This window comes from Geodermatophilus sp. TF02-6 (assembly GCF_003319115.1).
Lineage (GTDB): Bacteria > Actinomycetota > Actinomycetes > Mycobacteriales > Geodermatophilaceae > Geodermatophilus.
Genome location: NZ_QOHF01000022.1, coordinates 1 through 26,803 on the forward strand (window position 1 = coordinate 1; position 26,803 = coordinate 26,803).

General features: G+C 75.6%; 32 protein-coding genes and 1 pseudogene. 22 read left to right on the forward strand and 11 right to left on the reverse strand.

Annotation, left to right across the window (positions count from 1 at the left end; genetic code table 11):
- Nucleotides 1-492: 492 nt before the first annotated feature.
- The 8 genes from rplU (at nt 493) to DQ238_RS17940 (ending at nt 5,259) form a co-directional block, all read left to right on the forward strand.
- Nucleotides 493-819 (forward strand): 50S ribosomal protein L21, encoded by a 327-nt coding sequence (gene rplU / locus DQ238_RS17905; protein WP_199506428.1) that lies wholly within the window; start codon nt 493-495, stop codon nt 817-819.
- 7 nt (nt 820-826) lie between these two features.
- The gene (rpmA, locus tag DQ238_RS17910) at nt 827-1,081 is read left to right on the forward strand and encodes a 50S ribosomal protein L27 (protein ID WP_113782618.1); all 255 of its coding nucleotides are present in this window, start codon (nt 827-829) and stop codon (nt 1,079-1,081) included.
- Nucleotides 1,082-1,228: 147 nt separating this feature from the next.
- Complete coding sequence (obgE, locus tag DQ238_RS17915) at nt 1,229-2,725, forward strand: GTPase ObgE (RefSeq protein WP_113782619.1); 1,497 nt, start codon at nt 1,229-1,231, stop codon at nt 2,723-2,725.
- The gene (gene proB / locus DQ238_RS17920) at nt 2,722-3,858 is read left to right on the forward strand and encodes a glutamate 5-kinase (protein ID WP_113782620.1); all 1,137 of its coding nucleotides are present in this window, start codon (nt 2,722-2,724) and stop codon (nt 3,856-3,858) included. The genes obgE and proB overlap by 4 nt, the downstream gene beginning before the upstream one ends.
- Before the next feature lie 13 nt (nt 3,859-3,871).
- Complete coding sequence (gene def / locus DQ238_RS17925) at nt 3,872-4,354, forward strand: peptide deformylase (protein ID WP_113782621.1); 483 nt, start codon at nt 3,872-3,874, stop codon at nt 4,352-4,354.
- A 33-nt stretch (nt 4,355-4,387) separates the two neighbouring features.
- Nucleotides 4,388-4,606, forward strand: coding sequence for an isocitrate lyase/phosphoenolpyruvate mutase family protein (locus tag DQ238_RS23875; protein ID WP_233496070.1), 219 nt, complete (start codon nt 4,388-4,390; stop codon nt 4,604-4,606).
- A 42-nt stretch (nt 4,607-4,648) separates the two neighbouring features.
- Nucleotides 4,649-4,870, forward strand: a complete 222-nt coding sequence (locus DQ238_RS17935; protein WP_113782622.1) for a type II toxin-antitoxin system Phd/YefM family antitoxin — start codon at nt 4,649-4,651, stop codon at nt 4,868-4,870.
- Complete coding sequence (locus DQ238_RS17940; protein ID WP_113782683.1) at nt 4,867-5,259, forward strand: type II toxin-antitoxin system VapC family toxin; 393 nt, start codon at nt 4,867-4,869, stop codon at nt 5,257-5,259. The genes DQ238_RS17935 and DQ238_RS17940 overlap by 4 nt, the downstream gene beginning before the upstream one ends.
- An 85-nt stretch (nt 5,260-5,344) precedes the next feature.
- Here the strand turns inward: DQ238_RS17940 and DQ238_RS17945 are convergent, their stop codons facing one another.
- The gene (locus DQ238_RS17945; protein WP_113782623.1) at nt 5,345-5,989 is read right to left on the reverse strand and encodes a maleylpyruvate isomerase family mycothiol-dependent enzyme; all 645 of its coding nucleotides are present in this window, start codon (nt 5,987-5,989) and stop codon (nt 5,345-5,347) included.
- A gap of 72 nt (nt 5,990-6,061) precedes the next feature.
- Between DQ238_RS17945 and DQ238_RS24275 the strand changes: the two genes are divergently transcribed.
- The gene (locus DQ238_RS24275) at nt 6,062-6,508 is read left to right on the forward strand and encodes a MarR family winged helix-turn-helix transcriptional regulator (protein WP_113782624.1); all 447 of its coding nucleotides are present in this window, start codon (nt 6,062-6,064) and stop codon (nt 6,506-6,508) included.
- Between the two features lie 4 nt (nt 6,509-6,512).
- Here the strand turns inward: DQ238_RS24275 and DQ238_RS17955 are convergent, their stop codons facing one another.
- From DQ238_RS17955 to DQ238_RS17970, 4 genes are read right to left on the reverse strand one after another with little or no spacing between them, the layout of a single operon-like run.
- Nucleotides 6,513-6,938: a Fur family transcriptional regulator gene (locus DQ238_RS17955; RefSeq protein WP_113782625.1), complete on the reverse strand. Its 426-nt coding sequence runs from the start codon at nt 6,936-6,938 to the stop codon at nt 6,513-6,515.
- Nucleotides 6,935-7,930 carry a metal ABC transporter permease gene (locus tag DQ238_RS17960; protein ID WP_113782626.1) on the reverse strand — a complete coding sequence of 332 codons (996 nt, stop codon included), beginning with the start codon at nt 7,928-7,930 and terminating at the stop codon, nt 6,935-6,937. The genes DQ238_RS17955 and DQ238_RS17960 overlap by 4 nt, the downstream gene beginning before the upstream one ends.
- 2 nt (nt 7,931-7,932) lie before the next feature.
- The gene (locus tag DQ238_RS17965) at nt 7,933-8,715 is read right to left on the reverse strand and encodes a metal ABC transporter ATP-binding protein (RefSeq protein WP_233496071.1); all 783 of its coding nucleotides are present in this window, start codon (nt 8,713-8,715) and stop codon (nt 7,933-7,935) included.
- A complete protein-coding gene (locus DQ238_RS17970) occupies nt 8,712-9,614 on the reverse strand; it encodes a metal ABC transporter substrate-binding protein (protein ID WP_233496072.1) in 903 nt (300 codons plus the stop codon). Before DQ238_RS17970 ends, DQ238_RS17965 begins: the two co-directional genes overlap by 4 nt.
- A 72-nt stretch (nt 9,615-9,686) precedes the next feature.
- Here DQ238_RS17970 and DQ238_RS17975 point away from each other — a divergent pair, with 72 nt between their 5' ends.
- The 11 genes and pseudogenes from DQ238_RS17975 (at nt 9,687) to holA (ending at nt 22,056) form a co-directional block, all read left to right on the forward strand.
- Nucleotides 9,687-10,943, forward strand: a complete 1,257-nt coding sequence (locus DQ238_RS17975) for a glutamate-5-semialdehyde dehydrogenase (RefSeq protein ID WP_199506429.1) — start codon at nt 9,687-9,689, stop codon at nt 10,941-10,943.
- Nucleotides 10,944-10,972: 29 nt separating this feature from the next.
- Entirely contained in the window at nt 10,973-11,872 is a 900-nt protein-coding gene (locus DQ238_RS17980; protein ID WP_113782628.1) for a MoxR family ATPase, read from the forward strand.
- Nucleotides 11,872-13,290, forward strand: coding sequence for a VWA domain-containing protein (locus DQ238_RS17985; protein WP_199506430.1), 1,419 nt, complete (start codon nt 11,872-11,874; stop codon nt 13,288-13,290). The genes DQ238_RS17980 and DQ238_RS17985 overlap by 1 nt, the downstream gene beginning before the upstream one ends.
- Nucleotides 13,291-13,755: 465 nt before the next feature.
- Nucleotides 13,756-14,364, forward strand: coding sequence for a DUF4352 domain-containing protein (locus tag DQ238_RS17990; protein ID WP_147263107.1), 609 nt, complete (start codon nt 13,756-13,758; stop codon nt 14,362-14,364).
- A 63-nt stretch (nt 14,365-14,427) separates the two neighbouring features.
- Nucleotides 14,428-15,171, forward strand: a complete 744-nt coding sequence (gene nadD, locus DQ238_RS17995; RefSeq protein WP_233496073.1) for a nicotinate-nucleotide adenylyltransferase — start codon at nt 14,428-14,430, stop codon at nt 15,169-15,171.
- Nucleotides 15,168-15,860 (forward strand): ribosome silencing factor, encoded by a 693-nt coding sequence (gene rsfS / locus DQ238_RS23885; protein ID WP_233496074.1) that lies wholly within the window; start codon nt 15,168-15,170, stop codon nt 15,858-15,860. Before nadD ends, rsfS begins: the two co-directional genes overlap by 4 nt.
- Before the next feature lie 20 nt (nt 15,861-15,880).
- Nucleotides 15,881-16,594 (forward strand): histidine phosphatase family protein, encoded by a 714-nt coding sequence (locus DQ238_RS18005; RefSeq protein WP_233496075.1) that lies wholly within the window; start codon nt 15,881-15,883, stop codon nt 16,592-16,594.
- Nucleotides 16,595-16,664: 70 nt separating this feature from the next.
- Nucleotides 16,665-17,549 carry a DegV family protein gene (locus DQ238_RS18010; protein WP_113782632.1) on the forward strand — a complete coding sequence of 295 codons (885 nt, stop codon included), beginning with the start codon at nt 16,665-16,667 and terminating at the stop codon, nt 17,547-17,549.
- Nucleotides 17,550-17,688: 139 nt separating this feature from the next.
- The gene (locus DQ238_RS18015; protein WP_113782633.1) at nt 17,689-18,507 is read left to right on the forward strand and encodes a ComEA family DNA-binding protein; all 819 of its coding nucleotides are present in this window, start codon (nt 17,689-17,691) and stop codon (nt 18,505-18,507) included.
- Nucleotides 18,508-19,247: 740 nt separating this feature from the next.
- Nucleotides 19,248-20,675: pseudogene (locus DQ238_RS23890) on the forward strand (ComEC/Rec2 family competence protein); the annotation flags it as partial.
- 388 nt (nt 20,676-21,063) lie between these two features.
- A complete protein-coding gene (gene holA, locus DQ238_RS23895; RefSeq protein WP_233496076.1) occupies nt 21,064-22,056 on the forward strand; it encodes a DNA polymerase III subunit delta in 993 nt (330 codons plus the stop codon).
- A gap of 99 nt (nt 22,057-22,155) precedes the next feature.
- On the opposite strand, the gene rpsT is transcribed toward holA, so the two are convergent.
- Nucleotides 22,156-22,422 carry a 30S ribosomal protein S20 gene (gene rpsT / locus DQ238_RS18025; protein ID WP_113782634.1) on the reverse strand — a complete coding sequence of 89 codons (267 nt, stop codon included), beginning with the start codon at nt 22,420-22,422 and terminating at the stop codon, nt 22,156-22,158.
- A 177-nt stretch (nt 22,423-22,599) separates the two neighbouring features.
- Between rpsT and lepA the strand changes: the two genes are divergently transcribed.
- Both lepA and DQ238_RS23360 read left to right on the forward strand, forming a co-directional pair.
- Complete coding sequence (lepA, locus tag DQ238_RS18030; protein WP_113782635.1) at nt 22,600-24,438, forward strand: translation elongation factor 4; 1,839 nt, start codon at nt 22,600-22,602, stop codon at nt 24,436-24,438.
- A 119-nt stretch (nt 24,439-24,557) separates the two neighbouring features.
- Nucleotides 24,558-24,785, forward strand: a complete 228-nt coding sequence (locus tag DQ238_RS23360; RefSeq protein ID WP_199506431.1) for a hypothetical protein — start codon at nt 24,558-24,560, stop codon at nt 24,783-24,785.
- 13 nt (nt 24,786-24,798) lie between these two features.
- Here the strand turns inward: DQ238_RS23360 and DQ238_RS18035 are convergent, their stop codons facing one another.
- From DQ238_RS18035 to DQ238_RS18050, 5 genes are all read right to left on the reverse strand, one after another.
- Nucleotides 24,799-25,209 (reverse strand): glyoxalase, encoded by a 411-nt coding sequence (locus DQ238_RS18035; RefSeq protein WP_113782636.1) that lies wholly within the window; start codon nt 25,207-25,209, stop codon nt 24,799-24,801.
- Between the two features lie 123 nt (nt 25,210-25,332).
- On the reverse strand, nt 25,333-25,872 hold the full coding sequence (locus DQ238_RS18040) for a Clp protease N-terminal domain-containing protein (protein ID WP_113782637.1): 540 nt from the start codon (nt 25,870-25,872) through the stop codon (nt 25,333-25,335).
- Nucleotides 25,873-25,874: 2 nt separating this feature from the next.
- Complete coding sequence (locus tag DQ238_RS18045) at nt 25,875-26,108, reverse strand: helix-turn-helix domain-containing protein (RefSeq protein WP_113782638.1); 234 nt, start codon at nt 26,106-26,108, stop codon at nt 25,875-25,877.
- A gap of 59 nt (nt 26,109-26,167) precedes the next feature.
- A complete protein-coding gene (locus DQ238_RS22900) occupies nt 26,168-26,332 on the reverse strand; it encodes a hypothetical protein (RefSeq protein ID WP_158550830.1) in 165 nt (54 codons plus the stop codon).
- Nucleotides 26,333-26,334: 2 nt separating this feature from the next.
- Nucleotides 26,335-26,778 carry a YbaK/EbsC family protein gene (locus tag DQ238_RS18050; RefSeq protein WP_113782688.1) on the reverse strand — a complete coding sequence of 148 codons (444 nt, stop codon included), beginning with the start codon at nt 26,776-26,778 and terminating at the stop codon, nt 26,335-26,337.
- Between the last annotated feature and the right edge of the window lie 25 nt (nt 26,779-26,803).

Below are 26,803 nucleotides of genomic sequence, written 5' to 3' on the forward strand. Positions count from 1 at the left end.
CGACCAATCCTGCAGGTCTGTGCACGACACAGCATCATTGTCTCGGCAGCACCGCATCCTGAACAGCAGCACGCCGGAGCACGATCACCGCGTTGCCACGCCAAGGCTGTAGCCCTGTAGTACTAGGAGGACCCCGGCCCCCTTGCCGGGTCCCGCCGCGGCCGGGGCCTTCCACCTGCTACCTGCAGGGGGCGACGGTGCCCGGGAGGGGAGCAGGTCCTTCCCCGTTCGACCGGAGGAAGGACCCCGCCGCCCCCCACCGTGGAAGGACCCCGTCCTCCTCGTCCCTCGCAGGCTCGGGACGAGCCTCTGGACGGGGCCGGCGGGGGACCCTGCGGCGGAGCCGTCGGGGCTCGGGTACGCTGGTCCGGTTGCACCGCCCCGGCGGGGCACCATCCGGTGCCGCCTGGGAGGCGGGCAGCCCGTCCAGCAACTGGCGCCCGACGTCCGGGCGCACGCAGGACACGACAGAGGCGATCGAGGAGTCCAGTGGTGTACGCAGTCGTGAAGGCTGGTGGCCGGCAGCACAAGGTGGCCGTGGGCGACCGGTTCACGGTGAACCGTCTCGCGGGTGAGGCGGGCGACACCGTCACCCTCCCGGTCCTGCTCCTGGTTGACGGTGACACCGTCACCAGCGACCGGCAGGCCCTGGCCGGCGTGACCGTGACCGGCGAGATCGTCGGCCACGGCAAGGGCCCGAAGATCCGCATCCACAAGTTCAAGAACAAGACCGGCTACCACAAGCGTCAGGGCCACCGTCAGCCGCTGACCGACGTGGTCGTCACCGGCATCGACAGCACGACCACCACGAAGGGCTGACGTCGACATGGCTCACAAGAAGGGCGCCTCGTCCTCCCGCAACGGCCGCGACTCGAACGCGCAGCGCCTCGGCGTCAAGCGCTTCGGGGGCCAGGTCGTGAAGGCCGGCGAGATCATCGTGCGCCAGCGCGGTACCCACTTCCACCCGGGCCTGGGCGTCGGCCGCGGCGGCGACGACACGCTGTTCGCGCTGCAGCCCGGCGCCGTGACCTTCGGCACCCGGCGGGGTCGCAAGACCGTCTCCGTCACGGCCGTCGACTGAGAACCCCTGGCCCCGTCCGGAGGCTCGCCGCGAGCTTGCGAGCGGTGAGTGGGACGGGGTCCTCCTACCACTGCGCCACGAGCGCAAGGGCCGCCGGCCCGTGCGCTCGTGGCGCTTGACGAACCAGAACCAGGAGGCGGCGCGGAGATGGCCGCTTTCGTCGACCGCGTGGTCGTGCACGTGGCCGCCGGCAACGGCGGGCACGGGGTCGCGTCGATCCACCGGGAGAAGTACAAGCCGCTCGGAGGCCCGGACGGCGGCAACGGCGGCAACGGCGGGGACGTCGTCCTCGAGGTCGACCCGAACGTGCACACCCTGCTCGACTTCCACCACCGCCCGCACCAGAAGGCCGGCAACGGCCGCCCGGGGGAGGGCAGCAACCGGCACGGCGCCCGCGGCGAGGACCGCGTCCTGCGCGTCCCCGCGGGCACCGTGGTGAGCACCCCCGACGGCCAGGTGATCGCTGACCTCGTCGGCGCCGGCACCCGCCTCGTCCTCGCCCGCGGCGGCAGGGGCGGCCTCGGCAACGCCGCGCTGGCCAACCCCCGCCGCAAGGCCCCCGGGTTCGCCCTGCTCGGCGAGCCGGGGGAGGCGTTCGACGCCGTCATCGAGCTCAAGAGCATCGCCGACGTCGGCCTGGTCGGCTTCCCGTCCGCGGGCAAGTCCTCGCTGATCGCGGCCATGTCCGCGGCCCGGCCGAAGATCGCCGACTACCCGTTCACCACGCTGGTGCCCAACCTCGGCGTGGTCCGCGCCGGCCACGTCACCTTCACCATGGCCGACGTCCCCGGGCTCATCCCCGGCGCGTCGGAGGGTCGAGGGCTGGGCCTGGAGTTCCTCCGCCACGTCGAGCGCTGCGCGGTACTGGTGCACGTGGTCGACATGGCGACGATGGAGCCGGGCCGCGACCCGGAGAGCGACATCGAGGCGCTCGAGCACGAGCTCGCCCAGTACCGGGAGGACCTCGTCGGCCGGCTGCGGTTCGCCGTCCTCAACAAGGTCGACGTCCCGGACGCCCGGGAGCTGGTCGACCTGGTCCGCGAGCCGCTGGAGGCCCGCGGGCTGCGGGTCTTCCCGGTCAGCGCCGCAACGGGGGAGGGCCTGCGGGAACTCGGCTTCGCGCTCGCCGCGGCCGTCGAGGTGCACCGCGCCACGCTGCCCGAGGCCGAGCCGGTGCGGGTCACGCTCACCCCGCGCGCGGTCGACGACACCGGGTTCACCGTCGAGCGCGACCCGGAGGACGACGCGGCGTTCGTCGTGCGCGGGGTCAAGCCCGAGCGGTGGGTGCGGCAGACCGACTTCGCCAACGACGAGGCCGTGGGCTTCCTCGCCGACCGGCTCAACCGCCTCGGCGTCGAGGACGCGCTCGCCGAGGCCGGCGCCCGCGAGGGGGACGCGGTGACCATCGGCGACGTCACCTTCGACTTCGTGCCCACGCTGCCGGCCGGGACGCTCACCGCCGAGGAGACCGCCGGCCTGGGCGGGCGCGGCACCGACACGCGCATCGACGCCCCGCACCGCGTCCGCGCCGAGGAGCGGCTGGCCGCCAAGCGGGCCCGCCGGGTGCCCTACGAGCTCACCGAGACGTGGACCGACGACGACCTGCCCGACGACCTGCCCGACGACGAGGACGACGACGCGTGAGCGCCCGCCCGGAGGTCGCCGGCGCGCGGCGGGTCGTGGTCAAGGTCGGCTCGTCGTCGCTGACCACCCTGCCCGGGGGCCTGGACGAGGCGCGGCTCTCCGCGCTGGCCGACGTCCTCGGCGCGGTGCGGGCCCGGGGCCGCGAGGTCGTGCTCGTCTCCTCGGGGGCGATCGCCGCCGGGCTGGCCCCGCTCGGCATCGCCGGTCGCCCCCGTGACCTCGCCACCGCCCAGGCCGCGGCCAGCGTCGGCCAGCTGCGGCTGGTGCAGACCTACGCCGACGCGTTCGCCCGCCACTCGCTCACCGTCGGTCAGGTGCTGCTGACCGCCGACGACCTGACCCGGCGCAGCCACTACCGCAACGCACACCGCACCGTCGAGCGCCTGCTCAGCCTGGGCGTGCTGCCGATCGTCAACGAGAACGACACCGTGGCCACCGAGGAGATCCGCTTCGGCGACAACGACCGGCTGGCCGCGCTGGTGGCCCACGTGGCCCAGGCCGACGCCCTGCTGCTGCTCTCCGACGTCGACGGCGTGTACGACGGCGACCCGCGGGTCGGCCCCGCCCGGCTGATCGACACGGTGCGCGGCCGCGACGACCTGGCCGCGGTCACCCTGGGCTCGGCCCGCCGCAACGGCGTCGGCACCGGCGGGATGGCCACCAAGGTCGAGGCGGCGCTGATCGCCGCGTACGCCGGCGTGCCCGTCGTCGTCACCTCCACCGCGCAGGCCGCCGCGGCGCTGGCCGGCGAGCGGGTGGGCACGCTGTTCGCCGTGGCCGGCCGCCGGCCGGGTGCCCGGCAGTTCTGGCTGCGCTACGCCAGCCGCCCGCGGGGCCGGCTGCACCTCGACGAGGGCGCGGTGCGGGCGGTCCGGGAGCGGGGCGCCTCGCTGCTGGCCGCGGGCGTCACCGGCGCCAGCGGGGAGTTCCTGGCCGACGACCCGGTCGAGCTGGTCGGCCCGGACGGCGCCGTCGTGGCCCGCGGGCTGGTCGCCTACGACGCCCGAGAGCTGCCCGCGCTCCTCGGCCGCAAGACCAGCGAACTCGACCCCGAGTACCGCCGCGAGGTCGTGCACCGCGACGAGATGGTGCTGCTCGGCCCCCGGCCCGTCCGGGCGGTCCCGGCCGGCTGAGAGACTGCGGCGCGTGACGATCCGCCCGATCCGCGAGCTCGGTGACCCGGTGCTGCGCACCCCGGCCGACGAGGTGCGGTCCTTCGACCGGGAGCTGGCCGCGCTGGTCCGCGACCTCGAGGAGACCGTCGACCACCCCGGCCGCGCCGGGCTGGCCGCTCCGCAGATCGGGGTGGGCGCGCGCGTCTTCGCCCTCAACATCGACGGCGTCATCCGGCACGCGGTCAACCCGCGGATCGTCGCGCTGTCCGAGGAGACCCAGGACGGCGACGAGGGCTGCCTGTCCATCCCCGGACTGTGGGCGCCCACCGTGCGGGCGGTGCACGCCGTCGTCGAGGGCGTCGACGTGCACGGCGAGCCGCTGCGGCTGGAGGGCAGCGGCCTGATGGCCCGGGCGCTGCAGCACGAGGTCGACCACCTCGACGGCAAGGTGTTCCTCGACCGGCTCGCGGGCGAGGCCCGCACGACCGCCCTGCGGGCGCTGCGCGACCGCTGACCGGCTCCGGGCCACCGCCAGTCACTGATCGGCGTGCCCGGCGCCTCGCTGCCCGCGCGGGAGATGCAGGAGCTCGGCGTGGCCCGCGCCTCCACCGGCCCGTTCACCCAGCGGGTCGCGCTGACCGCGCTGCAGGACGCCACCGCGGAGATGGTCGCCGGCGGCACCCTGTCCCCTGGCACCCTGTCCCCCTGGCACCCTGCCCCCTGGCACCCGCGCGCTGAACTGAACGCGCCGCACGAGGTTGGCTAGAGTGGCTTGGCCAACCTGGCTGGGCAGCCGTAGTCTGGCGGCGTGACACACGTCAACGTGCAGGAGGCGAAGACGCGGCTGTCCCAGCTGCTCGCGGCCGCCGAGCGTGGCGAGGAGGTCGTGATCGCGCGAGGTGGCCGGCCGGTGGTGCGTCTCGTGCCGGTCGACGAGCCCGCCCCTCGCCCCGTCGGCTTCGTGGCCGGTTCCCTGACCGAGGCCTTCTTCGAGCCGCTGCCGGACGACGAACTCGCCCGGTGGGGGTGACCTCCCTGCTCCTGGACACCCACGCCCTGCTCTGGCTCCTGCTCGGCCCCGAGCGCATCCCCGCCGAGACCCTGGTGACCGTGCGCGCACCGGAGACCACCGTGTTCGTCTCCGCGGCCAGCGCCTGGGAGATCGCCACGAAGCACAGACTGGGCAAGCTGCCGGGCGCGGCCGCGGTGGTGAGCGGCTACCGGGAGCACCTCGTCCGGCTGCGCGCGATGGAGCTGCCCATCACCGGCCACCACGCGCTCACGGCCGGCACCCTGCAGTGGTCCCACCGCGACCCGTTCGACCGGGTGATCGTCGCCCAGGCGGTGCTGGAGTCCCTCCCCGTCGTCACCAGTGACCCCGCGCTCGTGGAGTTCCCTGCGATCCGCACCGTGTGGTGAGCCGCGAGAGCAGGACCGATGGCGTCCTCACCCAGGCCGGCCCACCCATCGGCACGACCAGGTCGTGGACCTCGAACCGTCGTCCTCAGGGTGTGCCGCCGCCGCAGCCCCTCGCCGCCAGTCGGCGGGCACCCTCGCCGGACAGCTGGTCTAGCGCGGCGTCCCGCCCGGTGGCCAGCAGCAGGAGCGCGGCCGTCGGCCCCTCGACCGCCGCGCCGGACCCGACTCCCCAGTCGGTGTCGGTCGCCACCAGCCGGAACCCGGCCAGCCGCCGCCGCGCCCGGAACGGGAAGCCCGTGTCCCAGACCCGCTGGGCGGCCGCGGCCGCGGCCGCCGTCGGCATCGACCGGGTCCGGCCCAGTGGCAGCGCGACGTCCTGCCCGTGCACGAGGACGTCGATGAGCGGCTCCATCGGCGTGACGAACGGAGCCGTGCGGCGCGAACCGACCATCGCCCGCAGCCGCCGCGGGTACTCCGGGCGCGGCAGGCAGGCGGCCCGCAGGGCGGTGTCCCGGATCATCCGGTCGAAGCCGCCCCGCGCGCGGACGGCGGCGACGAGGGCCTCCCGGTGCCCCAGGTGTGCCAGCGTCAGGTGGGCCGCCACGTCGCCCACCCGCCAGCCGTCGCACAGGGACGGCGTCGCCCACTCGGCGGGGGAGAGGTCCTCGAGCAGGTCCGCCAGGCTCGACCGCTCGGCGTCGATGGTCCGCCACACGTCGTCGAGGTCCACGACGCCTCCCTCGTGTTGGTACGATCTTCGTACCATTTTCGTCAGATCCTCTGACCATCGTCAAGGGGGGACGTGAGCGACACAGGGGACCCGCGGCAGAGCCTCGGCCTGCTCTGCTTCTACCCGCACCGGGCCCTGGAGTCGCGCCTCCTGGGAGAGCTGGCCGCGGCCGGGTTCGACGACATCACCATGGCGCAGGGCCGCATCGCCGCCCGGATCGGCCCGGCCGGCACCCGGCTCACCGACCTGGCCGCGCAGGCGCTGGTGACCAAGCAGACCGCGGGTCACCTCGTCGACCAGCTGGAACGAGCCGGCTACGTCCGGCGGGTGCCCGACCCCACCGACGCCCGGGCCCGGCTGGTGCAGGTGGCCGAGCGCGGCCAGGAGGTCGTGGCGGTGGCCCGCCGGGTCGAGGCCGAGGTGGAGGCCGAGTGGACGGCGTACCTGGGGGAGGAGGCCACCGCCGCGCTGCGCGCGGCTCTGGAGCGGCTGCGGGAGATCACCGACCCGTACCGCTGAGGCGTCAGCGGGCGGCGGCGCAGGCGGCGCAGGTGCCGAACACCTCCAGCTGGTGCTGCACGTCGGCGAACCCGTGCTCGGCGGCGACCCGGGCCGCCCAGCGCTCGACGGGCGGGTCGGCGACCTCCACCGTCCGCCCGCACGAGCGGCACACCAGGTGGTGGTGGTGCACCGGGGAGCAGCGCCGGTAGGCGGCACCACCGTCTGCAAGGCCCTCGCTGCGCAGCACGTCGACCAGGCCGTCGTCCACCAGGGCCTGCAGCGCCCGGTAGACGGTCGCCAGCCCGACCGGTTCGCCCCGCTCGCGCAGCAGCGCGTGCAGGTCCTGGGCGGTCCGGAACCCCTCGAGCTCGTCGAGGAGGGCCAGGACCGCGCTGCGCTGGCGCGTCTGCCGGCGGCCCGGGACCTCCGCCGGTTCCGGGCGGCTCACGGCCGGCCCGCCCCGTGCTCGTCGTAGTGGACGCCGGTCCCGGTGCGGTGCGGGGCGTGCAGGTGCCCGTCGTGGTCGTAGTCGACGTGGTCGCCGTGCGGGACCGGCTGGTGCCCGCAGCCGGCGCCGTGCTCGTGCGGGTGGGCGGCGTGCACCTCGGCCCGGCGCCGGTGGCGGCGGCGGGCGGTGGCGTCGCGGACGGCCACCGCGGCGGTCACCACCAGGAACAGCGCGATCGCCAGCAGCACGATCGTGCCGCCCGAGGGGGTGCCCGTGTAGAAGGAGGTGGTCGTGCCGGTGACGCTGACCACCAGCCCGATGGCACAGGCCAGGTGGAGGGTCTGCCGGAAGCTGCGGGCCAGCAGCTGGGCCACCGCGCTGGGCACGATCATCAGCGCGCTGATCAGCAGCAGGCCGACCACCCGCATGGAGAGCACGACCGTGGCGGCGACCAGAGCAGCCAGGACGACGTTGAGCGCGAGGACCGGCAGGCCGACGGCCCGGGCGTACTCCTCGTCGTCGCTGACCGCGTACAGCCGCTGGCCGAGCAGCCAGACCACGCCCAGCACCACGACGGTGATGACGGCGAACACCGCGACGTCGCCGGCGCTGGTCGTGGTGATCGCCCCGAACAGGTAGGCCTCGAGGTTGGTCGCCCGGCCGCGCGGCGCGAGGGACAGCAGCACCACCCCGCCGGCGATGCCCCCGTAGAACAGGACGGCGAGCGCGACGTCGCCGCTGGTGCGCCCGCGCGCCCGCACCAGCTCGATGACCACCGCGCCCGCGACCGCCGCGACCAGCGCCGTCCCCACCGGGGCGGTGGCGGTCAGGACGCCGACCGCCACCCCGGTGAGCGCCACGTGCCCCAGCCCGTCGCCGAGCAGGGACAGCCGGCGCTGCACCAGGAACACGCCCACCGCCGGTGCGACCAGCCCCACCATCAGCGAGGCGAGCAGCGCCCGCTGCATGAAGCCGAACTCGAGGATCTCCACCGTCAACGGCCTCCGTCCGTCGTCACCCGGGGCTGGTCGATGCGGTACCCGCCGCGGGGTGGCTCGCCCGTGTCCTCGGGGTGGTGGTGGCCGCCGGCCCCGGCCCCGGCGCCGGCGAGCGGCCCGTCGTAGCCGATCCGGCCGTGGTCGACGACGACGGCCCGGGTCAGGACGCCGGCCAGCGGGCCGGTCTCGTGGGTGATGACGAGCAGGGTGGTGCCGGTCGCCGAGACGTCGGCCAGGACGGCGGCGAGGGCGTCCTGGCTGGCGGCGTCCACCCCGGCGGTGGGCTCGTCCATGACCAGCAGCTCCGGCTCCGCGGCCAGGGCCCGGGCGACCAGCACCCGCCGCTGCTGCCCGCCGGAGAGCGAGGCGACCGGGTCGCAGAGGCGGTCGGCCAGCCCGACGGCGGCCACCGCGTCGGCGACCGCGGCCCGGTCGGCCGGGCGCAGCCGCCGGAACGAGCCCAGCCGGGCCAGCCGGCCGACGCCGACCACCTCCCGCACGGTGGCCGGGACGGCGCCGCTCACCGTGTGCCGCTGCGGCACGTAGCCGACCCGGCCGCGCTCGCGCAGCCGCCCGACCGGCGCGCCGAGCACCTCGACCTCGCCGCCGAGCACCGCCGCCAGCCCCAGCAGACCGCGGGCCAGCGTGGTCTTGCCCGACCCGTTGGAGCCCAGGACGGCGACCGCCTCGCCGGAGCGCACGGTGAGGTCGACTCCCTGGACGACCGCCGTGTCGCCGTAGCCGATGCGGGCGTCCCGGAGGTGGATGGCGGGGATCACGAGCAGGACTGTCCCTCCTGGAGCGTGGCCAGGTTCGCGCGCATCACCGAGAGGTAGTCGTCGCCGGGGGACGAGTCGCTCAGCGCCTCGATCGGGTCGAGGACGGCGGTGCGCGCCCCGGCCTCGGCGGCCACCGTCTCGGCCACCGCGGGGTCGACGAGGGTCTCGGTGTAGACCGTGGTGACGCCCTTCTCCCGCACCAGCGTCGCGATGCGGGCGAGCTGCTCCGGGTCCGGCTCCTGCGACGGGCTCAACCCGCTGATGCCCACCATGTCGAAGCCGTAGCGGTCGGCGAGGTAGCCGAAGGCCTCGTGGCTGGTCACCAGCGTGTCGACGGCGCAGTTCGCCAGCCCCGCCCGCATCTCGCCGTCCAGGGCCTCGAGGTCGGCGCGCAGTGCGGCGGCGTTCTGCTCGTACGTGGCGGCGCCGTCGGGGTCCAGTTCGGTCAGCCGGCCGGCCAGCGCGTCGCCGACGGTGGCCAGCCGGGTGGGGTCGAGCCAGAAGTGCGGGTCCACCGGGTCGTCGCCGGTGTGCTGGCCTGGGGTGCGGATGAGGCCGGCGGCCGAGCCGACGTCCCAGGCGGAGTCGGCGGCCTCGTCGTCCGTGGCCTGGTCCAGGGCCGGCTGGAAGCCGGCCAGGTAGACGAGCAGGTCGGACCTGGCGACGGCGACGACGTCCCGGGGGGTGAGCTCCAGGTCGTGGGCCTCGGCGCCCGGCGGGGTGAGCGAGGAGACGCTGGCGCGGTCCCCGCCGACGCGCTCGGCCGCCCACTCCAGCGGGTAGAAGCCGGCGACGACGGTCAGGCCGGCCCCGCTCCCGCCCGGGCCGCCCGCGCCGCCGCACCCGGCCAGCAGGAGCGCGGCGGCCACGACCACGGCCGACCGCGTCAACCTGTTCATGAGAATCATTCTCGCACGGCGGTCCGCGGCGGACGAGGGGTCGGCGACGGGTGCGCGCGTAGGCTCGCGGGCGTGTCCGACGTCTCCGGCCTGCCGCTGATCGGGGCTCCGGCGCGGCGTGCCCGCGCCGCCGCCCGGGTGCTGCGCACCCTGCCCACCGACACCAAGGACGCCGCGCTGCGGGCGATGGCCGACGCGCTGGTCGAGCGCACCGACGAGGTGCTCGCCGCCAACGCCGCCGACGTCGAGGCCGCCGCGGCCGACGGCACCTCCGCGGCCGTCCTCGACCGGCTGCGGCTCGACCCCGCCCGGGTCGCCGGGGTGTCCGACGCGCTGCGCCAGCTGGTCGCGCTGCCCGACCCGGTCGGCGACGTCGTCCGCGGGTCGACGCTGCGGGGCGGGCTGCAGCTGCGGCAGGTGCGGGTGCCGCTCGGCGTGGTGGGCATCGTCTACGAGGCCCGGCCCAACGTGACCGTCGACGCGGCCGGCCTGTGCCTGAAGAGCGGCAACGCGGCCCTGCTGCGCGGGTCGGCATCGGCGTTCGGCACCAACACCGCGCTGGTCGCCGTCCTCACCGAGGCGGGGACCAAGGCGGGCCTGCCGCAGGGCTTCGTCGAGCTGCTGCCCGCCGATCGGGCGTCGGTCGGCGAGCTGCTGGGCGCCCGCGGCGTCGTCGACGTGGTCATCCCCCGGGGCGGGGCCTCGCTGATCCAGCGGGTGGTGCGCGAGGCGAGCGTCCCGGTCATCGAGACCGGCGAGGGCAACTGCCACGTCTACGTCGACGCCTCGGCCGACGCGGGCGTGGCCGAGGCGATCGTGCTCAACGCCAAGACCCACCGGGTGAGCGTGTGCAATGCCGCCGAGACGCTGCTGGTGCACCGCGACGTCCCGTTCCTGCCGCGGCTGCTGTCGGCGCTGGCCGACGCCGGCGTCACGCTGCACGGCGACGAGCGCGCGCGGGCCGCGCACGAGGCCGTCGTCCCCGCGACCGACGAGGACTGGGCCACCGAGTACCTGTCGATGGACATGGCCGTGCGCGTCGTCGACGACCTGCCCGCCGCGCTGGACCACATCGAGCGGTGGGGGAGCGGGCACTCGGAGGCGATCGTCGCCGACTCGGCGCGGGCGATCGCCGCATTCACCGCCGGGGTGGACGCCGCCGCGGTGCTGGTCAACGCCTCGACCCGGTTCACCGACGGCGGGGAGTTCGGCTTCGGCGCCGAGATCGGCATCTCCACCCAGAAGCTGCACGCCCGCGGTCCGCTCGGCCTGCCCGAGTTGACCTCGACCACCTACGTCGTCACCGGGAACGGCCACACCCGCCGCTGATCTCCGTTCCCCCTCCCGACAGGAGCCGCATGCCCCGCCCGCCGTCGCAGTCCCCGCAGTTCTCCTCGGTCGCCGACGTCGGCAAGCGGCTGTCCACCGCCGGGTACCTGCCCGACGCGCAGATCGCGACGACCGTCTTCCTCGCCGACCGGCTGGGCAAGCCGCTGCTGGTCGAGGGGCCGGCGGGCACCGGCAAGACCGAGCTGGCCAAGGCGCTGGCGACCGCCACCGGGTCGGAGCTGATCCGGCTGCAGTGCTACGAGGGGCTGGACGAGGCGCGGGCGCTGTACGAGTGGAACTACAAGAAGCAGCTGCTGCGCATCCAGGCCGCACAGGGGGGCGCCTCGGACGGGCGGAGCGCCGACTGGGGCACCGTCCACGACGACATCTTCGGCGAGGAGTTCCTGCTCTCCCGGCCCCTGCTGAGCGCGATCCGGCGCACCGACCCGACGGTGCTGCTGGTCGACGAGACCGACAAGGCCGACGTCGAGGTCGAGGGCCTGCTGCTGGAGGTGCTCAGCGACTTCCAGGTGACCATCCCCGAGCTCGGCACCGTCACCGCCACCCGGCGGCCGATGGTGGTGCTCACCTCCAACGCCACCCGGGAGCTGTCCGAGGCGCTCAAGCGCAGGTGCCTGTACCTCGCGCTGGACTACCCCTCGGCCGAGCGGGAGCGGGAGATCGTGCTCTCCCGGGTGCCCGACCTCGCGGCCGGCCTGGCCGAGCAGCTGGTGCGCACCATCCGGGCGCTGCGGGCGCTGGAGCTGAAGAAGGCGCCGTCGATCTCCGAGACCCTCGACTGGGCGCAGACGCTGCTGGAGCTGGGGCTGGACACCCTGGACGAGACGGCGGTGCGCGCGACGCTGGGCGTGGTGCTCAAGCACGCCAGCGACCAGCAGCGGGCCGCGGCCGAGCTGCGGCTGAACTGATGACCGCGTCCGTTCCTGCCGAACCCGGTGGGCTGGCCGGCCACCTGGACGGGTTCGTCCGCGCGGTGCGGGCGGCCGGCATCCCGGTCGGGATCAGCCAGGCCGTGGACGCCGCCGAGATCCTCACCGTGGTCGACCTGCTCGACCGCGAGCAGCTGCGGCACGGGCTGGCGGCGGTGCTGCTGCAACGGGCGGCGCAGCAGCCAGCCTACGACGTGCTGTTCGACCTGTGGTGGCCGCTGGGCGACCGGCCGACCGAGCCCGCGGACCCCGACGAGCCCGCCGGGGAGCCGGGGGAGTCCACCCTGGACCTGCCCGACGGGGCCGACCTGACCGAGCTGATGCGCGCGGAGCTGGCCCGGCTGCTGCTCGACGGCGACGAGGAGGCGCTGCGCCGCTTCGCCCGGGCGGCGGTGGACCGACTGGGCCGGACGGCGCCGTCGCCGTCCGGCCAGTCGTTCTTCAGCTACCGGGTCGTGCGGGCGCTCTCGCCGGACACGCTGGTCGCGCAGCTGCTCGCCGGGCTGCTCGGCGACGCCGAGCGAGGCGGGCTGGCCGAGCAGGTCGCCAGGCAGACGGTGCGGGAGCGGCTGGCGGCCTTCCGGGCAGCGGTGGAGGCCGAGGTCCGCCGGCGGACGGCGGCCGAGCGGGGCCGGGACACGGTCGCGAGGAGCGCGGTGCGCCCGCTGGCCGACCAGGTCGACTTCCTCCGCGCCAACCAGGCCGACCTCGCCGAGCTGCGCCGGACCGTGGCCCCGCTGGCCCGCCGACTGGCGGTGCGGCTGTCGGCGCGGCGCCGGCTGGGCCGCGAGGGGCGGCTGGACTTCCGCCGGACCGTCCGGGCGTCGCTGGGCACCGGGGGCGTGCCGGTGGTGACCCACCACCGCCCGCGCGCGGTGCACAAGCCGGAGCTGGTGGTGCTCTGCGACGTGAGCGGCTCGGTGGCCGGGTTCAGCCACTTCACGCTGATGCTGACCCAGGCGCTGCGCGAGCACTTCTCCGGCGTGCGAGCCTTCGCCTTCGTCGACTCCACCGACGAGGTGACCCGCTTCTTCCGGCCGGGCGCCGACGTCGCCGACGCCGTGGCGCGGATCGGTCGGGAGGCCGACGTCGTCGGCTTCGACGGGCACAGCGACTACGGCGCCGCCCTCGAGGTGTTCGCCGACCGGTGGCCGGGCGCGGTGGGGCCCAAGACGTCGCTGCTGGTGCTCGGCGACGGGCGCACCAACCACCGGCAGCCCGGGCTGCCGGTGCTGGCCGACCTGGTCCGCCGCGCCCGGTCGGCGCACTGGCTCAACCCCGAGCCCCGCCGGCTGTGGGGGAGCGGGGACTCCGCGGCCCACCGCTACGGCGAGGTGGTCGACATGGTCGAGTGCCGCAACGCCGCCCAGCTGGCGGACTTCGTCACGACCCTCTGACACCTCTGACCCCTGCCGCCGGCCCCGGTGCCGCCCGGGCCAACGAGTCAGTCGACCGGGCGCCGTGTCGACGGAGCGCCGTGGTCGACCGGCCACCGTGTCGACCGGCCATCGTGTCGACCGGCCACCGTGTCGACCGGCCACCGTGTCGACACGGCCGTCCGGGCGCCCCCGGCCGGTCACCCGAACGGGTCGGCAGGCTCGCCCGGCCCCGCTCCCCGAGGACAGGATGGCCGGGACGGCGGTGCGGGACCCGCTGCCCACCAGGGAGGACGACGCGTGACGGGGAACCGTGGAGAAGGTCGGCCGGCAGGCTCCGAGGGGCAGTCGGGGAGCGCCCACCCGTCACCGCCTCCGTTTCCCGACGGGCCCGGCTCGTACCCGTCCTCCAGCCGCGCGTTCCTCGGGCAGCTGCCTCCGCCGGCCGCCCCGGTCCCGCGGGGGCGCCGGGTGCCGCCGGCGTCGGTGGTCGTGCCGGTCCTCGGCGTCGTCGCCGCGCTCGCGGCGGTCGTCGCCTCGGTCGTCGTGCTCGTGCAGTCGCCACCCGACCCGGTCGCGGCGGCGCCGACCGGTGCCCCGGCCACTGAGCAATCGGCCGGCCGCCTGCCGTCGCCGTCCCCGACGGCTCCGGCGCCGGGTGCGGGGTCTGCGCCGTCGACGCCGGTCCCGCTGGGGACGCCGGCGCGCGTCGGCGACTACGAGGTCGCGGTCACGGCGGTCATCCTGGACGGCGACGCGATCGTGGCCGGCGCGAACGAGTTCAACGAGCCGCCGACGGGGCGCTACGTCGTCGTCGAGGCCACGGCCCGGTACGTCGGCACCGACGAGGGCAACCCGTTCTGGGATCTCTCCTACGTCTTCACCGGCACCGACGCCCGCCAGTACAGCGACTCCGACTGCTCGGCCCTGCTGCCCGACGACGCGGTCGACGCCCCGACCCTGGACCCGGGCGGGTCGGCGTCCTTCCAGGTGTGCATGGACGTGCCGCCGACGGCGATCGATGGCGGGCAGCTGTTCATCGAGCCGCTCGTCGCGGGCAACCCCGACGAGCGGGTGTTCTTCAGCACCCGCTGACCGGGCCGGTCCGGGCCCCGGACCTCGGGGCCGGGCCCGGGGCGGCCCGGATAGGCTCGATCGGTGACGGGTCGGCGGGTCGGGGTGATGGGCGGGACGTTCGATCCCGTCCACCACGGGCACCTGGTGGCGGCGAGCGAGGTCGCCGTGCTGTTCGGCCTGGACGAGGTCGTGTTCGTGCCGACCGGCCAGCCGTGGCAGAAGAGCGACCGGGACGTGGCCCCGGCCGAGGACCGCTACCTGATGACCGTCATCGCCACCGCCTCCAACCCGCGCTTCTCGGTCAGCCGGGTCGACATCGACCGCGGCGGGCCCACGTACACCATCGACACGCTCACCGACCTGCAGCGACAGCGGCCCGGCGACGAGATGTTCTTCATCACCGGCGCCGATGCGCTGTCGCAGATCCTGAGCTGGCGGGACAGCGACCGCTTCTTCGAGCTGGCGCACTTCATCGGCGTCACCCGGCCCGGTTTCGACCTGGGCGCCGCCCACCTGCCGGACGGGGTGGTCAGCCTGGTCGAGGTGCCCGCGCTGGCGATCAGCTCCAGCGACTGCCGGGAACGGGTCGGCCGCGGCATGCCGGTCTGGTACCTGGTGCCCGACGGCGTCGTGCAGTACATCGAGAAGCGCGGGCTCTACCGCTCGCCCACCGGCGCCCGTGCCGTGGCAGGCGAGGACGCCCGCCGCGGCGGCGCGCCCCCGTCCGGGGACCGGCCCACCTACGACCGGCCGCCGGCGACGGCTCCCCGACCCGACGGTCCTCCCGAACCACCCTCCCCCGACCTCCAGGAGGTACCCCGATGACCGCCTCGCCGGAGGCGCGGGAGACCGCACTGCTGGCGGCCCAGGCCGCCGCGGACAAGCTGGCGACGGACGTCTCCATCGTGGACGTCAGCGACCGGCTGGCCATCACCGATGCCTTCGTGCTGGCCGCGGCCCCCAACGAACGCCAGGTGCAGGCGATCGTCGACGAGGTGGAGGAGCGCCTGCGCCGGCGCGGGGTCAGGCCGGTGCGCCGGGAGGGGGTGGCCGAGGCGCGGTGGGTCCTGCTCGACTTCGTCGACGTCGTCGTCCACGTGCAGCACGCCGAGGAACGCGCCTACTACGCCCTCGAGCGGCTCTGGAAGGACTGCCCCACCATCCCCTTCGTCGACCGTGCCGCGCCCGCGGACCGCACCGGCGCCGACGGCCCGGTGGGCGGCAGCCGCGCGACGCTGTCGGCCGACGACGTCGACCCGACGAGCGCGGACCCGACGCCGTTGGTCCCCGAACCCGCCGCCGACGTGCTCGCCGACGAGGACGTGGGCGCCGAGGGCGAGGTGCGGACCGACGAGACGCTCGCCGAGGACGGTGTGCTGGACGACGGTGTGCTGGACGACGGTGTGCCGGCCGACGACGAGGTCGCGCCGTCCGGTGCGGCGCCGGCGGCCGGGAGCACCCCGGCCGACGAGGATGTCGACGACCCGTCCTCCTCGGAGGCGACCGGCCGGTGAGCGGCGTTCGGTCGCTGCCCGTGTCCCGCCTGGTCCTCTGGCGACACGGGCGCACCGAGTGGAACGCCGCCGGGCGCTTCCAAGGACAGCTGGACCCGCCGCTGGACGACGAGGGACGCCGCCAGGCCGCACGGGCCGCCGCGCACCTGGCCGCCGACGGGCTGCTCCCCGAGGGCACCGTCGTGGTCTCCAGCGACCTCGTCCGGGCAGCCGAGACGGCGGCCGCGCTCACCCACGTCCTGGGCGTGCCGCTGCGGCTGGACCCACGCCTGCGCGAGGTGGGCATGGGCTCGTGGGAGGGGCTGACCCGCGAGGAGGTGGCCGACCGCCATCCCGAGCAGTACGCCGACTGGCTGGCCGGGCGGCCCATCCGCGGCCGGGGCGGCGAGGATCCGGCGCGGGTGCCGGTCCGCGCGGTCGCGGCGCTGGCCGAGCTGCCCGAGGCTCCGGCGGCCGTGGTGGTGACCCACGGCGGGACCTCCGCACGCCTCACCGAGGCCCTGCTGGGCCTGGGTCCGGAGCACCGTCGGGTGCTCGGCCCCCTCGGCAACTGCGCGTGGAGCGACCTGGGCGTGCAGAGCGACCGGTGGCGGTTGCTGAGGCACAACCACTCCGCGCCGGACGTGCCGGTCACCCCGGCGTCCGCAGCGCGCGGTGGGGGCCGGCCGGAGGCCGGCGCCAGCCCGGAGGAGGGGGCGTCGGCGCCGAGCCAGGACGCCGACGCCGTCCTGTGACGTGGCCCGGGGCCGGCGCCGCCATGGGGAACCGGGACCGGCCCCGAGGGGCGGGGGCTAGCCTCGCCGGGTGTCCGTTGCCGTGGTCACCGACTCCACGGCCTACCTGCCTGCCCGGCTGGTCGAGCGGTACGCGATCGAGGTCGTGCCCCTCTACGTGGTCATGGCCGGTCGCTCCGGGCGCGAGGGTGCGGACATCGGGCCGGCCGACGTGGCCCGTGACCTGACCGCACGGGGCCATCGCGTCTCCACCTCGCGGCCCACCCCCGGCGACTTCGTCGGCGCCTACCGGCGGCGGCTGGCCGCCGGGGCCGAGCGGATCGTCTCGGTGCACCTGTCCGCCGAGCTGTCCGGGACCGTGGACGCCGCGCGGCTGGCCGCGGCGCAGGTGGGCGAGCACGTCGTGACGGTCATCGACTCCCGGTCGGCGGCCATGGGCAACGGGTTCGCCGTGCTGGCGGCCGCCCGTGCGGCCGCGGCCGGGGCGGACGCGGCCGCCGCCGCCCGGGCCGCTCGGGACACCGCGGCGCGGACCCGGACGCTGTTCGTCGTGGACACCCTCGACCACCTCCGCCACGGCGGGCGGATCGGCGCGGCCGCCTCGCTGATCGGCACCGCCCTGGCGGTCAAGCCGGTGCTGCACGTGGCCGAGGGGCGGGTCGTTCCGCTGGAGAAGGTCCGGACCTCCGCCCGGGCGCTGGCCCGGCTGGTGCAGCGCGGCGTCGAGGCGGCCGGCGACGGGCCGGTGATGGTGGCCGTCCACCACCTGGCCGCGCCGGAGCGGGCCGAGCGGCTGGCCGCCGACCTCGAGGAGCGGATCCCCGGGCTGCACGAGCTGTACGTCAGCGAGCTCGGCGCCGCGGTCGGTGCCCACGTCGGCCCCGGCGCGGTGGGCCTGGTCGTGGCCCCGGCCGGGGCTGCGGAGGCGCAGCAGCCGGACCCGGGGACGCGCTGAGAGGCGAGACGGACGAGGCACCGGGGCAGCCTGCCTCCCCGTGCGGCCACGGGTCTGCGGCTGTCCACAGCCGCTACGACTGTCCACAGGCGTCGTCGACCCGCTCCGACCGGTCCCGGCGCTGCCTAGCGTCCGCCCGGTGCGCCTCTCCTCCCGCCGCAGCGACGACGCCGACCTGATCCGCGCCCGCCTGCGCGCTCTGCTCGACGAGAGCCGCACCCCGGGCTGGGTGCCGGGCGAGGAGCAGGCCGACAGGCCCCCACCGGACGACGACCACGACGCCGAGCCGCCGGACGTGGCACTGCCCTCGGGCATCGGTCGGCACCGGGCCCCGGGCAGTGCGGTGCGGGTCGACCCCGGGCGCCGCGGTGCGTGGTCGCTGTGGGTGGTCGGCCTGCTCGCCGCCCTGCTGGTCGCCGCCGCCACCTGGTCCGACCGGCCACAGGTGGAGCCGGCCCCGGTCCGGCCGGCCGAGCCGACGGCGTCCGCGCCGGGCACCCCCGCCACGCCCTCGGTCGGGGTCGCGGCCGACTCCGCGTCGACCGTGGTGGTCTCGGTGGTCGGGCTCGTCACCCGGCCCGGGCTGGTCACCCTCCCCGAGGGAGCCCGGGTCGCCGACGCGGTCGCGGCCGCTGGCGGGCTGCTGCCGGAGGCCGATCCGGCCTCGGTCAACCTCGCCGCGGTGGTGACCGACGGGCAGCAGGTCACGGTGGGTGTGCCGGGAGCGGCCGCGGCCGGTGCCGCTCCCTCCGGTGGGGGTGGCTCGGGGCTGGTGGACCTCAACACGGCGACCGTCGCCGACCTCGACGCGCTGCCCGGCATCGGCCCCGTGCTCGCCCAGCGGATCGTCGACCACCGCGAGCAGCACGGGCGGTTCACGGCCGTCGAGCAGCTGGACGACGTCCCCGGCATCGGCCCGGCCATCTACGCCGAGCTCGCCGAGCTGGTGACCGTGTGAGCGAGCTCACCGGTCGGCACAGCAGCGCGGTGCACGCGGCCGAGGAGCGCCGGCGAGGAGGACGCGGAAGCGCTCCGCCCGGTCGCTGGACGTGGGTGGACCTGCGGCTGGCCCCCGTCGCCGCGGCCGTGTGGGCCGGCACCCTGGTGGCACCGCTCCTGCCGGTCCCGGTGCTGGCCGGGGTCGCACCGGCTGCCGCCGCGGCCGCGGTCGCGGTGTCCCGGCGCGGCCGCTCGGCGGCGGCCGTGGTGCTCCTGGGGGTCCTCGCCGCGGTCGCGGTGACCGCGGCGACGGCCGCGGTGCGGACGGCGGCACGGGAGGCGTCCCCGCTGGCCGAGGTGGCCGGGGACCGGAGGACGGTCGTCGTGGAGCTCGACCTGGACAGCGACCCACGGCCGGTGAACGGCGTCGGCACGCCGCGGGTGGTCGCCGAGGCCACGGTGACCGGGCTGGACGAGGGCGCGATCCGGACCCGGCTGGACGACGCGGTCGTGCTCTTCGCGCCCGCGGAGGAGTGGCGCGGCCTGCTGCCGGGACAGTCGGTGCGGGTCAGGGCGGCGGTGTCCCCGGCCGACGGGGGCGACGGGTTGGTGGCCCGCCTCTCGGTGCGGGGTCCGCCGACGCTCCTGGGTGAGCCGCCGTGGGTGCAGCGGGTCGCCGGTGGTCTGCGGCACGCGTTGAGCGACGCCGCCGTGCGGGTGCTCGGCCCGCGGGTCGGCGGTCTCCTCCCCGGACTGGTCGTGGGCGACACGGGGGCGATGGACCCCGTCCTCGTCGAGGACTTCCGCCGGGCCGGGCTGGCCCACCTCACGGCCGTGTCCGGCGCCAACGTGGCGGTGGTGCTCACCGGCGTCCTGGCGCCGCTGCGCCGTCGCGCGGTCGACCGGCGGGTGCAGGCCCTGGTGGCGCTCGTGGCGCTGGCCGGTTTCGTCGTGCTGGCCCGGCCCAGCGCCAGCGTGGTCCGGGCCGCGATGATGGGCGCGGTGACGCTGCTGGCCCTGGCCACCGGCCGGCCACGGGCGGCCCTGCCCGCGCTCGGCGGCGCCGTGGCGGTGCTGCTGCTCGTCGACCCCGGCCTGGCGCGTGACGCCGGCTTCGCCCTGTCGGTCACCGCGACCGCCGCCATCGTGCTGCTGGCACCTGGCTGGTCCCGTCGCCTGCGCGACCGGCGCTGGCCGCCGGTCCTGGCCGACGCGGTGGCGGTCGCCGCGGCCGCCGGCATCGCCACCGCGCCGCTCGTGGCCGGGCTCTCCGGGCTGGTCAGCCCGGTGTCGCTGCCGGCCAACCTGCTGGCCGCCCCGGCCGTCCCCGCGGCGACCGTGCTGGGGTTGCTGGCCGCACCGGCGGCGGTGCTGCCGCCGCTCGGTGACGCGCTGGTGTGGCTGGCCGGCTGGCCGGTCCGCTGGCTGGTGCTCGTGGCCGAGCGCGCCGCGGCGCTGCCCGACGGCGCGACCGGCTGGCCGGCCGGGACGCGCGGCGCCGTGCTCCTGACCCTGCTGGTGCTGGCCGTCGGCTGGCTGCTGTGGCGCTTTCCCCGGGCCCGGCCGCTGGCGCTGGCGGCGCTCGTCGGCGTCGTGGTGCTGGGCTGGCCGATCCGGCAGGTCACCCGCGGCTGGCCGCCGGACCGCACCGTCCTCGTCGCCTGCGACGTCGGCCAGGGCGACGCCCTGGTGGTGCCCACCGCGCCGGGTGAGGCAGTGCTGGTCGACACGGGGCCCGACGTCGGCGCGGTCGACCGGTGCCTGGACCGGCTCGGGATCGACACGCTCCCGCTGGTCCTCCTCACCCACCTCGACGCCGACCACGCCGGAGGGCTCGCCGGAGCTCTGTCGGGGCGCGCGGTCGGCGCCCTCGCCACGGGGACGCTGTCACCGGCCGAGGACCGGGCGGATCGGCTGGACGACGCCGCGCGCCGGGCAGGTGCCCAGCGGACCGTGCTCGTCCCCGGGGACCGCCGCACCGTGGGCGGTGCGACGGTCGAGGTGCTCGCACCGGCGCCGGAGGCCGCCACCGCGGCGGCGGAGGCCAACGACCTGTCCCTGGTCGTCCGCGTGACCCAGCGCGGCGTCCGGGTGCTGCTGACCGGGGACCTGGGCGCCGAGGCCGAGGCGCGCCTCCTCACCCGGGGCGTCGACCTGCGGACGGACGTGCTCAAGGTGCCGCACCACGGCAGCGCGGACGCCGACCCCGACTTCCTCGCCGCCACCGGGGCGCGCGTGGCGCTGCTGTCGGTCGGTGTGGACAACCCTTACGGGCACCCGACCGCGCAGGCGCTGTCCTGGCTGGCGCAGGCGGGCATGCGGGTGCACCGCACCGACCGGGAGGGCGACCTGGCCGTGGCCGGTGACGGCGGCGCCTGGGGGGTGGCCGGACGCGGCCGCGAGGCGTCCGGGACGGCGATCGGCCCGGCCCCCGGCGACCGGCGCGGCGCCGGCCGGGCTCTCGGCAGGTCGGCCGGCGTGCGCGGCGACGGCACCGGGACCGGTGACCCGCCCGTGCCCGGCCCGCTCCGCTCGGGTGGACCGCAGTGTCGGCCCCGCGTGGCACCATGCCGGTGTGACCGCCGCGCCTCCCGCACCGACCTCACGCCTGCGCGCCGTGGTCGGGGAGGAGGAGCTTCTGCGCGCGCGGGCCGTGGCCGCGGTGCGCGCCGCGGTGCTCGACCGCCACCCCGACGCCGAGCTGCACGAGCTGCCGGCGCTGGGGCTCCCGGTCGGCGAGCTCGCCGACGTCCTCGCGCCCTCGCTGTTCGACGCCCACCGGCTCGTCGTCGTCACGGGGGTGCACGAGGCCGCCGGCGCGCTGGTGGAGGCGCTCACCGCCTACGCGCGGGACCCCGACCCCGACCTGACGCTCGTCGTCGTCCACCACGGAGGAAGACGCAACGAGGCCCTGCTCAAGTCGTTCACCGCCGCCGGTGCGGCCGTCGACGACTGCCCGAGGGTCACCTCGGTGGGGGACCGGATCGCCTTCGTGCGCAACGAGGTCCGCGCCGCCGGCGGGCGGATCACCCCCGACGCCGCGTCGGCGCTGGTGGAGGCCGTCGGTGCCGACCTGCGGCAGCTGTCCTCGGCCGCCGGACAGCTGGTCTCCGACGTCGGTGGCACCGTCGACGCCGACGCGGTCGCCCGCTTCCACCGCGGTCAGGCCGAGGTCACCGGGTTCAGCGTCGCCGAGCGGGTCCTGGTCGGCGACCGGCAGGGGGCGCTGGAGACGCTGCGCTGGGCCCTGCAGCGCGGCGTGGCCCACGTCCTGGTCGCCGACGCCATCGCCGACGGCGTCCGGACCGCCGCGCGGGTGTCCTCGGTGCGCAGCAGCAACCCCGGCGACCTCGCCCGGACCCTGAAGATGCCGCCCTGGAAGGTCAAGAAGGCGCAGGCGCAGGCCCGGGGCTGGAGCATCGACGGTCTGCAGCAGGCGATCGGCGTGGCGGCCGAGCTGAACGCCGACGTCAAGGGCGCGGCGGCCAGCGCCGACTACGCGCTCGAGCAGGCGATCCGGCGGATCGTGGCCATCCGTCGGGAGAGCGGTCGGGGCATCCGCGGCTGACGCCCACTCGCCGCACCGGGTCGAGCCCGAGTGCGAGGCACGAGAGCCCCCGTCCCGCAGGGGGAGAGGGGCTCTCTGCGAGAACCCGGCAGGGGTGTGTCAGCTGGAGAGGCCGGCCATCCGCTTGGCCATGCCGGACTTGCGGTTGGCGGCCTGGTTCTTGTGGATGATGCCCTTGCTGGCGGCCTTGTCCAGCGCCTTGGTGGCGTTCGCGAGGGCGGCGGTCGCGGCCGCGGCGTCCCCGGCGTCGGCGGCCTCACGGAACCGCCGGACGGCGGTCTTCAGGGCGGACTTGACGGCGACGTTGCGCTGACGCCGCTTCTCGTTCGTCTTGATCCGCTTCATCTGGGACTTGATGTTCGCCACGCGTGAGCCTCGGGTGTCTCTCAGGGATGCGTCTGACCGTGCGTCCGGACGGCGTGCGCCTGCGGACCGGTCTGCCAAGATACCAGCGCCGGTCGGCCGCCCCCAACCCGCGGGTCCCCCGCACGGTCCCGGCCGCTCACTGGACGACGCGCCGAGCCGTGGGACGATGGGAGCACTGTGACGACTCCCGCCTGCACCGACCCGGCCCGCATCCGGAACTTCTGCATCATCGCCCACATCGACCACGGCAAGTCGACGCTGGCCGACCGGATGCTCGAGGTGACCGGGGTCATCGAAGCACGGCAGATGCGTGCGCAGTACCTCGACCGGATGGACATCGAGCGCGAGCGGGGCATCACCATCAAGGCGCAGAACGTGCGCCTGCCGTGGACGCCGACGACGGGCGAGCACGCCGGCGCCGCGCACGTGCTGCACATGATCGACACCCCCGGTCACGTCGACTTCACCTACGAGGTGTCCCGCTCGCTGGCCGCCTGCGAGGGTGCGGTCCTGCTCGTCGACGCCGCCCAGGGCATCGAGGCGCAGACCCTGGCCAACCTCTACCTGGCCCTGGAGAACGACCTCACGATCATCCCGGTGCTCAACAAGATCGACCTGCCGGCGGCCCAACCGGAGCGGTACGCCGCAGAGCTGGCGCACATCATCGGTTGCGACCCCTCCGACGTGCTGCGGGTCAGCGGCAAGACCGGCGAGGGCGTACCCGAGCTGCTCGACGCGATCGTCGACCAGATCCCCGCGCCGACCGGCGACGCCGACGCCCCGGCCCGGGCGATGATCTTCGACAGCGTCTACGACATCTACCGCGGCGTGATCACCTACGTCCGCGTCGTGGACGGCCGGATCGCCGCCCGTGAGCGGATCAGGATGATGTCCACCGGCGCCACCCACGAGCTGCTCGAGATCGGGGTCATCTCGCCGGAGCCCAAGCCGGTCGCCTCGCTCGGCGTGGGCGAGGTCGGTTACCTGATCACCGGGGTGAAGGACGTCCGCCAGTCCCGGGTGGGCGACACGGTCACCCTGCAGAACGACCCGGCGAGCGAGCCGCTCGGCGGGTACCAGGACCCCAAGCCGATGGTCTACTCCGGCCTCTACCCGATCGACGGCAGCGAGTACGGCCTGCTGCGGGAGTCGCTGGACAAGCTCGCCCTCAACGACGCCGCGCTGGTGTACGAGCCGGAGACCTCCGCCGCGCTCGGGTTCGGCTTCCGGGTCGGCTTCCTCGGCCTGCTGCACCTGGAGATCGTCCGCGAGCGGCTGGAGCGCGAGGCCGGCATCAGCCTGATCTCCACCGCGCCGAACGTCGTCTACCGGGTGGTGATGGAGGACGGCACCGAGCACCGGGTCACCAACCCCAGCGACTGGCCCAGCGGCAAGATCGACACGGTCTTCGAGCCGATCGTCAGCGCCACGATCATCGCGCCCAGCGACTACACCGGCACGATCATGGAGCTCTGCCAGAACCGCCGCGGCTCGCTGACCGGCATGGACTACCTGTCCGAGTCGCGCGTCGAGCTGCGCTACACGCTGCCCCTGGGCGAGATCATCTTCGACTTCTTCGACGCGTTGAAGTCGCGTACCCGCGGCTACGCCTCCCTCGACTACGCCGAGGCCGGCGAGCAGGAGGCGCAGCTGGTCAAGGTGGACATCCTGCTGCAGGGCGAGCCGGTCGACGCGTTCAGCGCGATCGTGCACAAGGACAAGGCCTACAGCTACGGCGTGATGATGGCCGGCAAGCTGCGCGAGCTCATCCCGCGCCAACAGTTCGAGGTGCCCATCCAGGCCGCGGTCGGTTCCCGGGTCATCGCCCGCGAGACCATCCGCGCCATCCGCAAGGACGTCCTCGCCAAGTGCTACGGCGGTGACATCACCCGCAAGCGCAAGCTGCTGGAGAAGCAGAAGGAGGGCAAGAAGCGGATGAAGATGGTCGGCCGGGTCGAGGTGCCGCAGGAGGCCTTCGTCGCCGCGCTGTCCAACTCCGAGCCCGCGAAGAAGTGAGCTCGGGCCGGATCGACGCCGTCTGCGTCTCCGGTCCCGACAGGAGGACGCCGACTGGTGGGCCGCCGAGCCCGGCCGCGACCTGCTATGCGCGTGGCGCCAGCGGGGCGTAGCGGCGGGTGCTCGAGACCGGGGACGTCGGCGCCGGCGACCCGGTCGAGGTCGGGCACCGCCCTGACCACGGCATCCCTGCTCACGGCGTCACCGTCGGGTCGGCCTTCCGCGCCTGTCCGACGCACGAGGACCGACCGTTCGAGCTCGCGCTGGCGGTGGCGCACCTCCCGCTGCGGACCCGGGCGAAGGTCACCGCCGGCATCGAGGAGCGGCTCGCAGCGGCCCAGGGCTGACGGCGTCCGGCGCTCAGTGCAGCCACGGCGCGAAGGACAGTCCCACCACCAGCCCCTCCGGCGACTGCAGCCGGGCGACCGTCTGGCCCCACGGCTCGGTCCGCGCCCCGTGCAGGAGCCGGTGCCCGGCGGCCTCCAGTTCGGCCGCGCCGTCGGCCACCGCGGCCCCGTCGGCGAGCTCGAACTCGATGCTGGCCTGCGGCACCGGGTGGTCGGCCGGCCAGGTGGGCCTCCCGAAGCAGGCGGCCGCGGCCTCGGCGAGCGGCCACACACCGAAGTGCTTGCTGCCACCGATGTGCTCGCTTGCGAAGTACTCGCCCCCGATGCGCTCCAGTGGCAGCCCGAGGGCGTCCAGGTAGAGCCGCCGACTCTGCACCGGATCGGGCGCGATGACGCTCGTGCTGGCGACGAAGAGGATCTCCACTCCGGCACCGTCCCACCCGAGGGTGACAGGTTGGCCCTTCTGCAGGGCCCCGTCCCGGGTCCCGGCCTGAGCCTGCGAAGGCTGGGGAGGACGGGGTCCTTCTCCGGTGGGGGCAGGGGGTCTTCAGCCGCCCAGTGCCGCCCTGAGCTCCGCGCGCAGGACCTGCGGGTCGATGCCGCGGTCGTGCAGCACCTTCACGGCCAGGCCCTCGCCCTCACGGATGACGCCGAGCGCGATGTGCCCGTCGGTGATGCTCCGCGACCCCATGGCCAGGGCCTCCCGCAGCGACAGCTCGACCGCCTTCTTGGCCCCCGGTGTGAACGGGATGTGCCCGTCCGTGCGCCGCCCCCGGCGTCCGGGTGCGTCCAGCGCGCCGGGACCGAAGGTGGCCTCGACCGAGCTGCGGACGGCGTCGAGGTCGATGCCGAGCACCTGCAGCGCGTCGGCGTCCAGCTCCTCCCCGCCTGCGGCGGCGACCACCGCCGCGGCGACGCCGTCCCGGGTCAGCCCGTGCCGGGCGAGGACCCCCGCCGCGACGCCGTCCTGGTCGAGCAGCCCGAGCAGCAGGTGCTCGGTGCCGATGCGCTCCGAGCCCAGCCGGCGGGCCTCCTGCTGGGCGCTCACCACGGTCGCGCGCGCCTCGGACGTGAAGCGTTCGAACATCGTCAGTCCCTCCGCCGGAGCGGCCCGCGGCCGCCTGCGTACTTCTTGTGCACCGCCTGCCGGGTGACGCCGAGCAGCTGGGCGATCTGCTCCCAGGTCCATCCCTCGTCGCGCGCGTTCTCCACCTGCAGGGCCTCCAGTCGCTCGACCAGCGCCCGGAGCGCGCGGACCGCCTTCAGCCCGACCGCGGGGTCCCGGCTGCTGGCGGCGGAGGCCACCTGTGCTGTGTCAGCCATAGCTGTCAACTTAGGTTGCTCTCGCCCGGCTGTCAACCCAATTTGACAGCGAAGGAGGCTCAGCCCGCCCCGTGCACCTCGTAGTGGGTCACGGTGACCTCGCGGTCGACCAGGTGGCGGGCGTCCTCGGGGGAGAAGACGGCGGCGGTGACGTCGTCGCCGGCGAACTGTCGGACGGCGCCGAGCGACGTCCAGAAGCTGAGGGTGACGACCTCGGTGCTCACAGTCAGGCCACGGCGGCCTCGTCGCCGCCGGTCAGCCGCAGCAGGTCGGCGTAGCTGAGGCAGAACATCGTGTGGTGGTTCCCGCCGCCGGCCCAGAGCAGCGGGTGCCGGGCGAGGTCGACGTCGACCACGGTGCGCAGCGGTGCCGGGTGCCCGACCGGGGCCACCCCGCCGACCTCCTGGCCGGTGGCGGCGGTGACGAGCGCGGAGCTCGCCGGCCGCACCCGCCGCGCGCCGACCAGTTCCGCCACCTTGCCGGTGTCCACGCGGTGGGCGCCGCTGGCCAGCACGAGCAGCGGCGCCCCGTCGGCGTCGAAGACCAGGCTGTTGGCGATGGCGCCCACGTCGCAGCCGAGGGCCACCGCGGCAGCCGCCGCGGTCGGCACCGGCTCGGCGAAGCGGCGCACCTCGGTGTCGACCCCCGCGGCGCGCAACGCGGCCACCACCCGGTCGACGGCGGTCGTCGTGCTG

Coding starts and splice junctions, on each gene's coding strand:
- DQ238_RS18040 (WP_113782637.1), bottom strand. CDS start 25,872: ATGTTCGAACGCTTCACGTCCGAGGCGCGCGCGACCGTGGTGAGCGCC.
- DQ238_RS18045 (WP_113782638.1), bottom strand. CDS start 26,108: ATGGCTGACACAGCACAGGTGGCCTCCGCCGCCAGCAGCCGGGACCCC.
- DQ238_RS17980 (WP_113782628.1), top strand. CDS start 10,973: ATGCCCCGCCCGCCGTCGCAGTCCCCGCAGTTCTCCTCGGTCGCCGAC.
- DQ238_RS17985 (WP_199506430.1), top strand. CDS start 11,872: ATGACCGCGTCCGTTCCTGCCGAACCCGGTGGGCTGGCCGGCCACCTG.
- rsfS (WP_233496074.1), top strand. CDS start 15,168: ATGACCGCCTCGCCGGAGGCGCGGGAGACCGCACTGCTGGCGGCCCAG.
- obgE (WP_113782619.1), top strand. CDS start 1,229: ATGGCCGCTTTCGTCGACCGCGTGGTCGTGCACGTGGCCGCCGGCAAC.
- rpmA (WP_113782618.1), top strand. CDS start 827: ATGGCTCACAAGAAGGGCGCCTCGTCCTCCCGCAACGGCCGCGACTCG.
- DQ238_RS17970 (WP_233496072.1), bottom strand. CDS start 9,614: ATGAACAGGTTGACGCGGTCGGCCGTGGTCGTGGCCGCCGCGCTCCTG.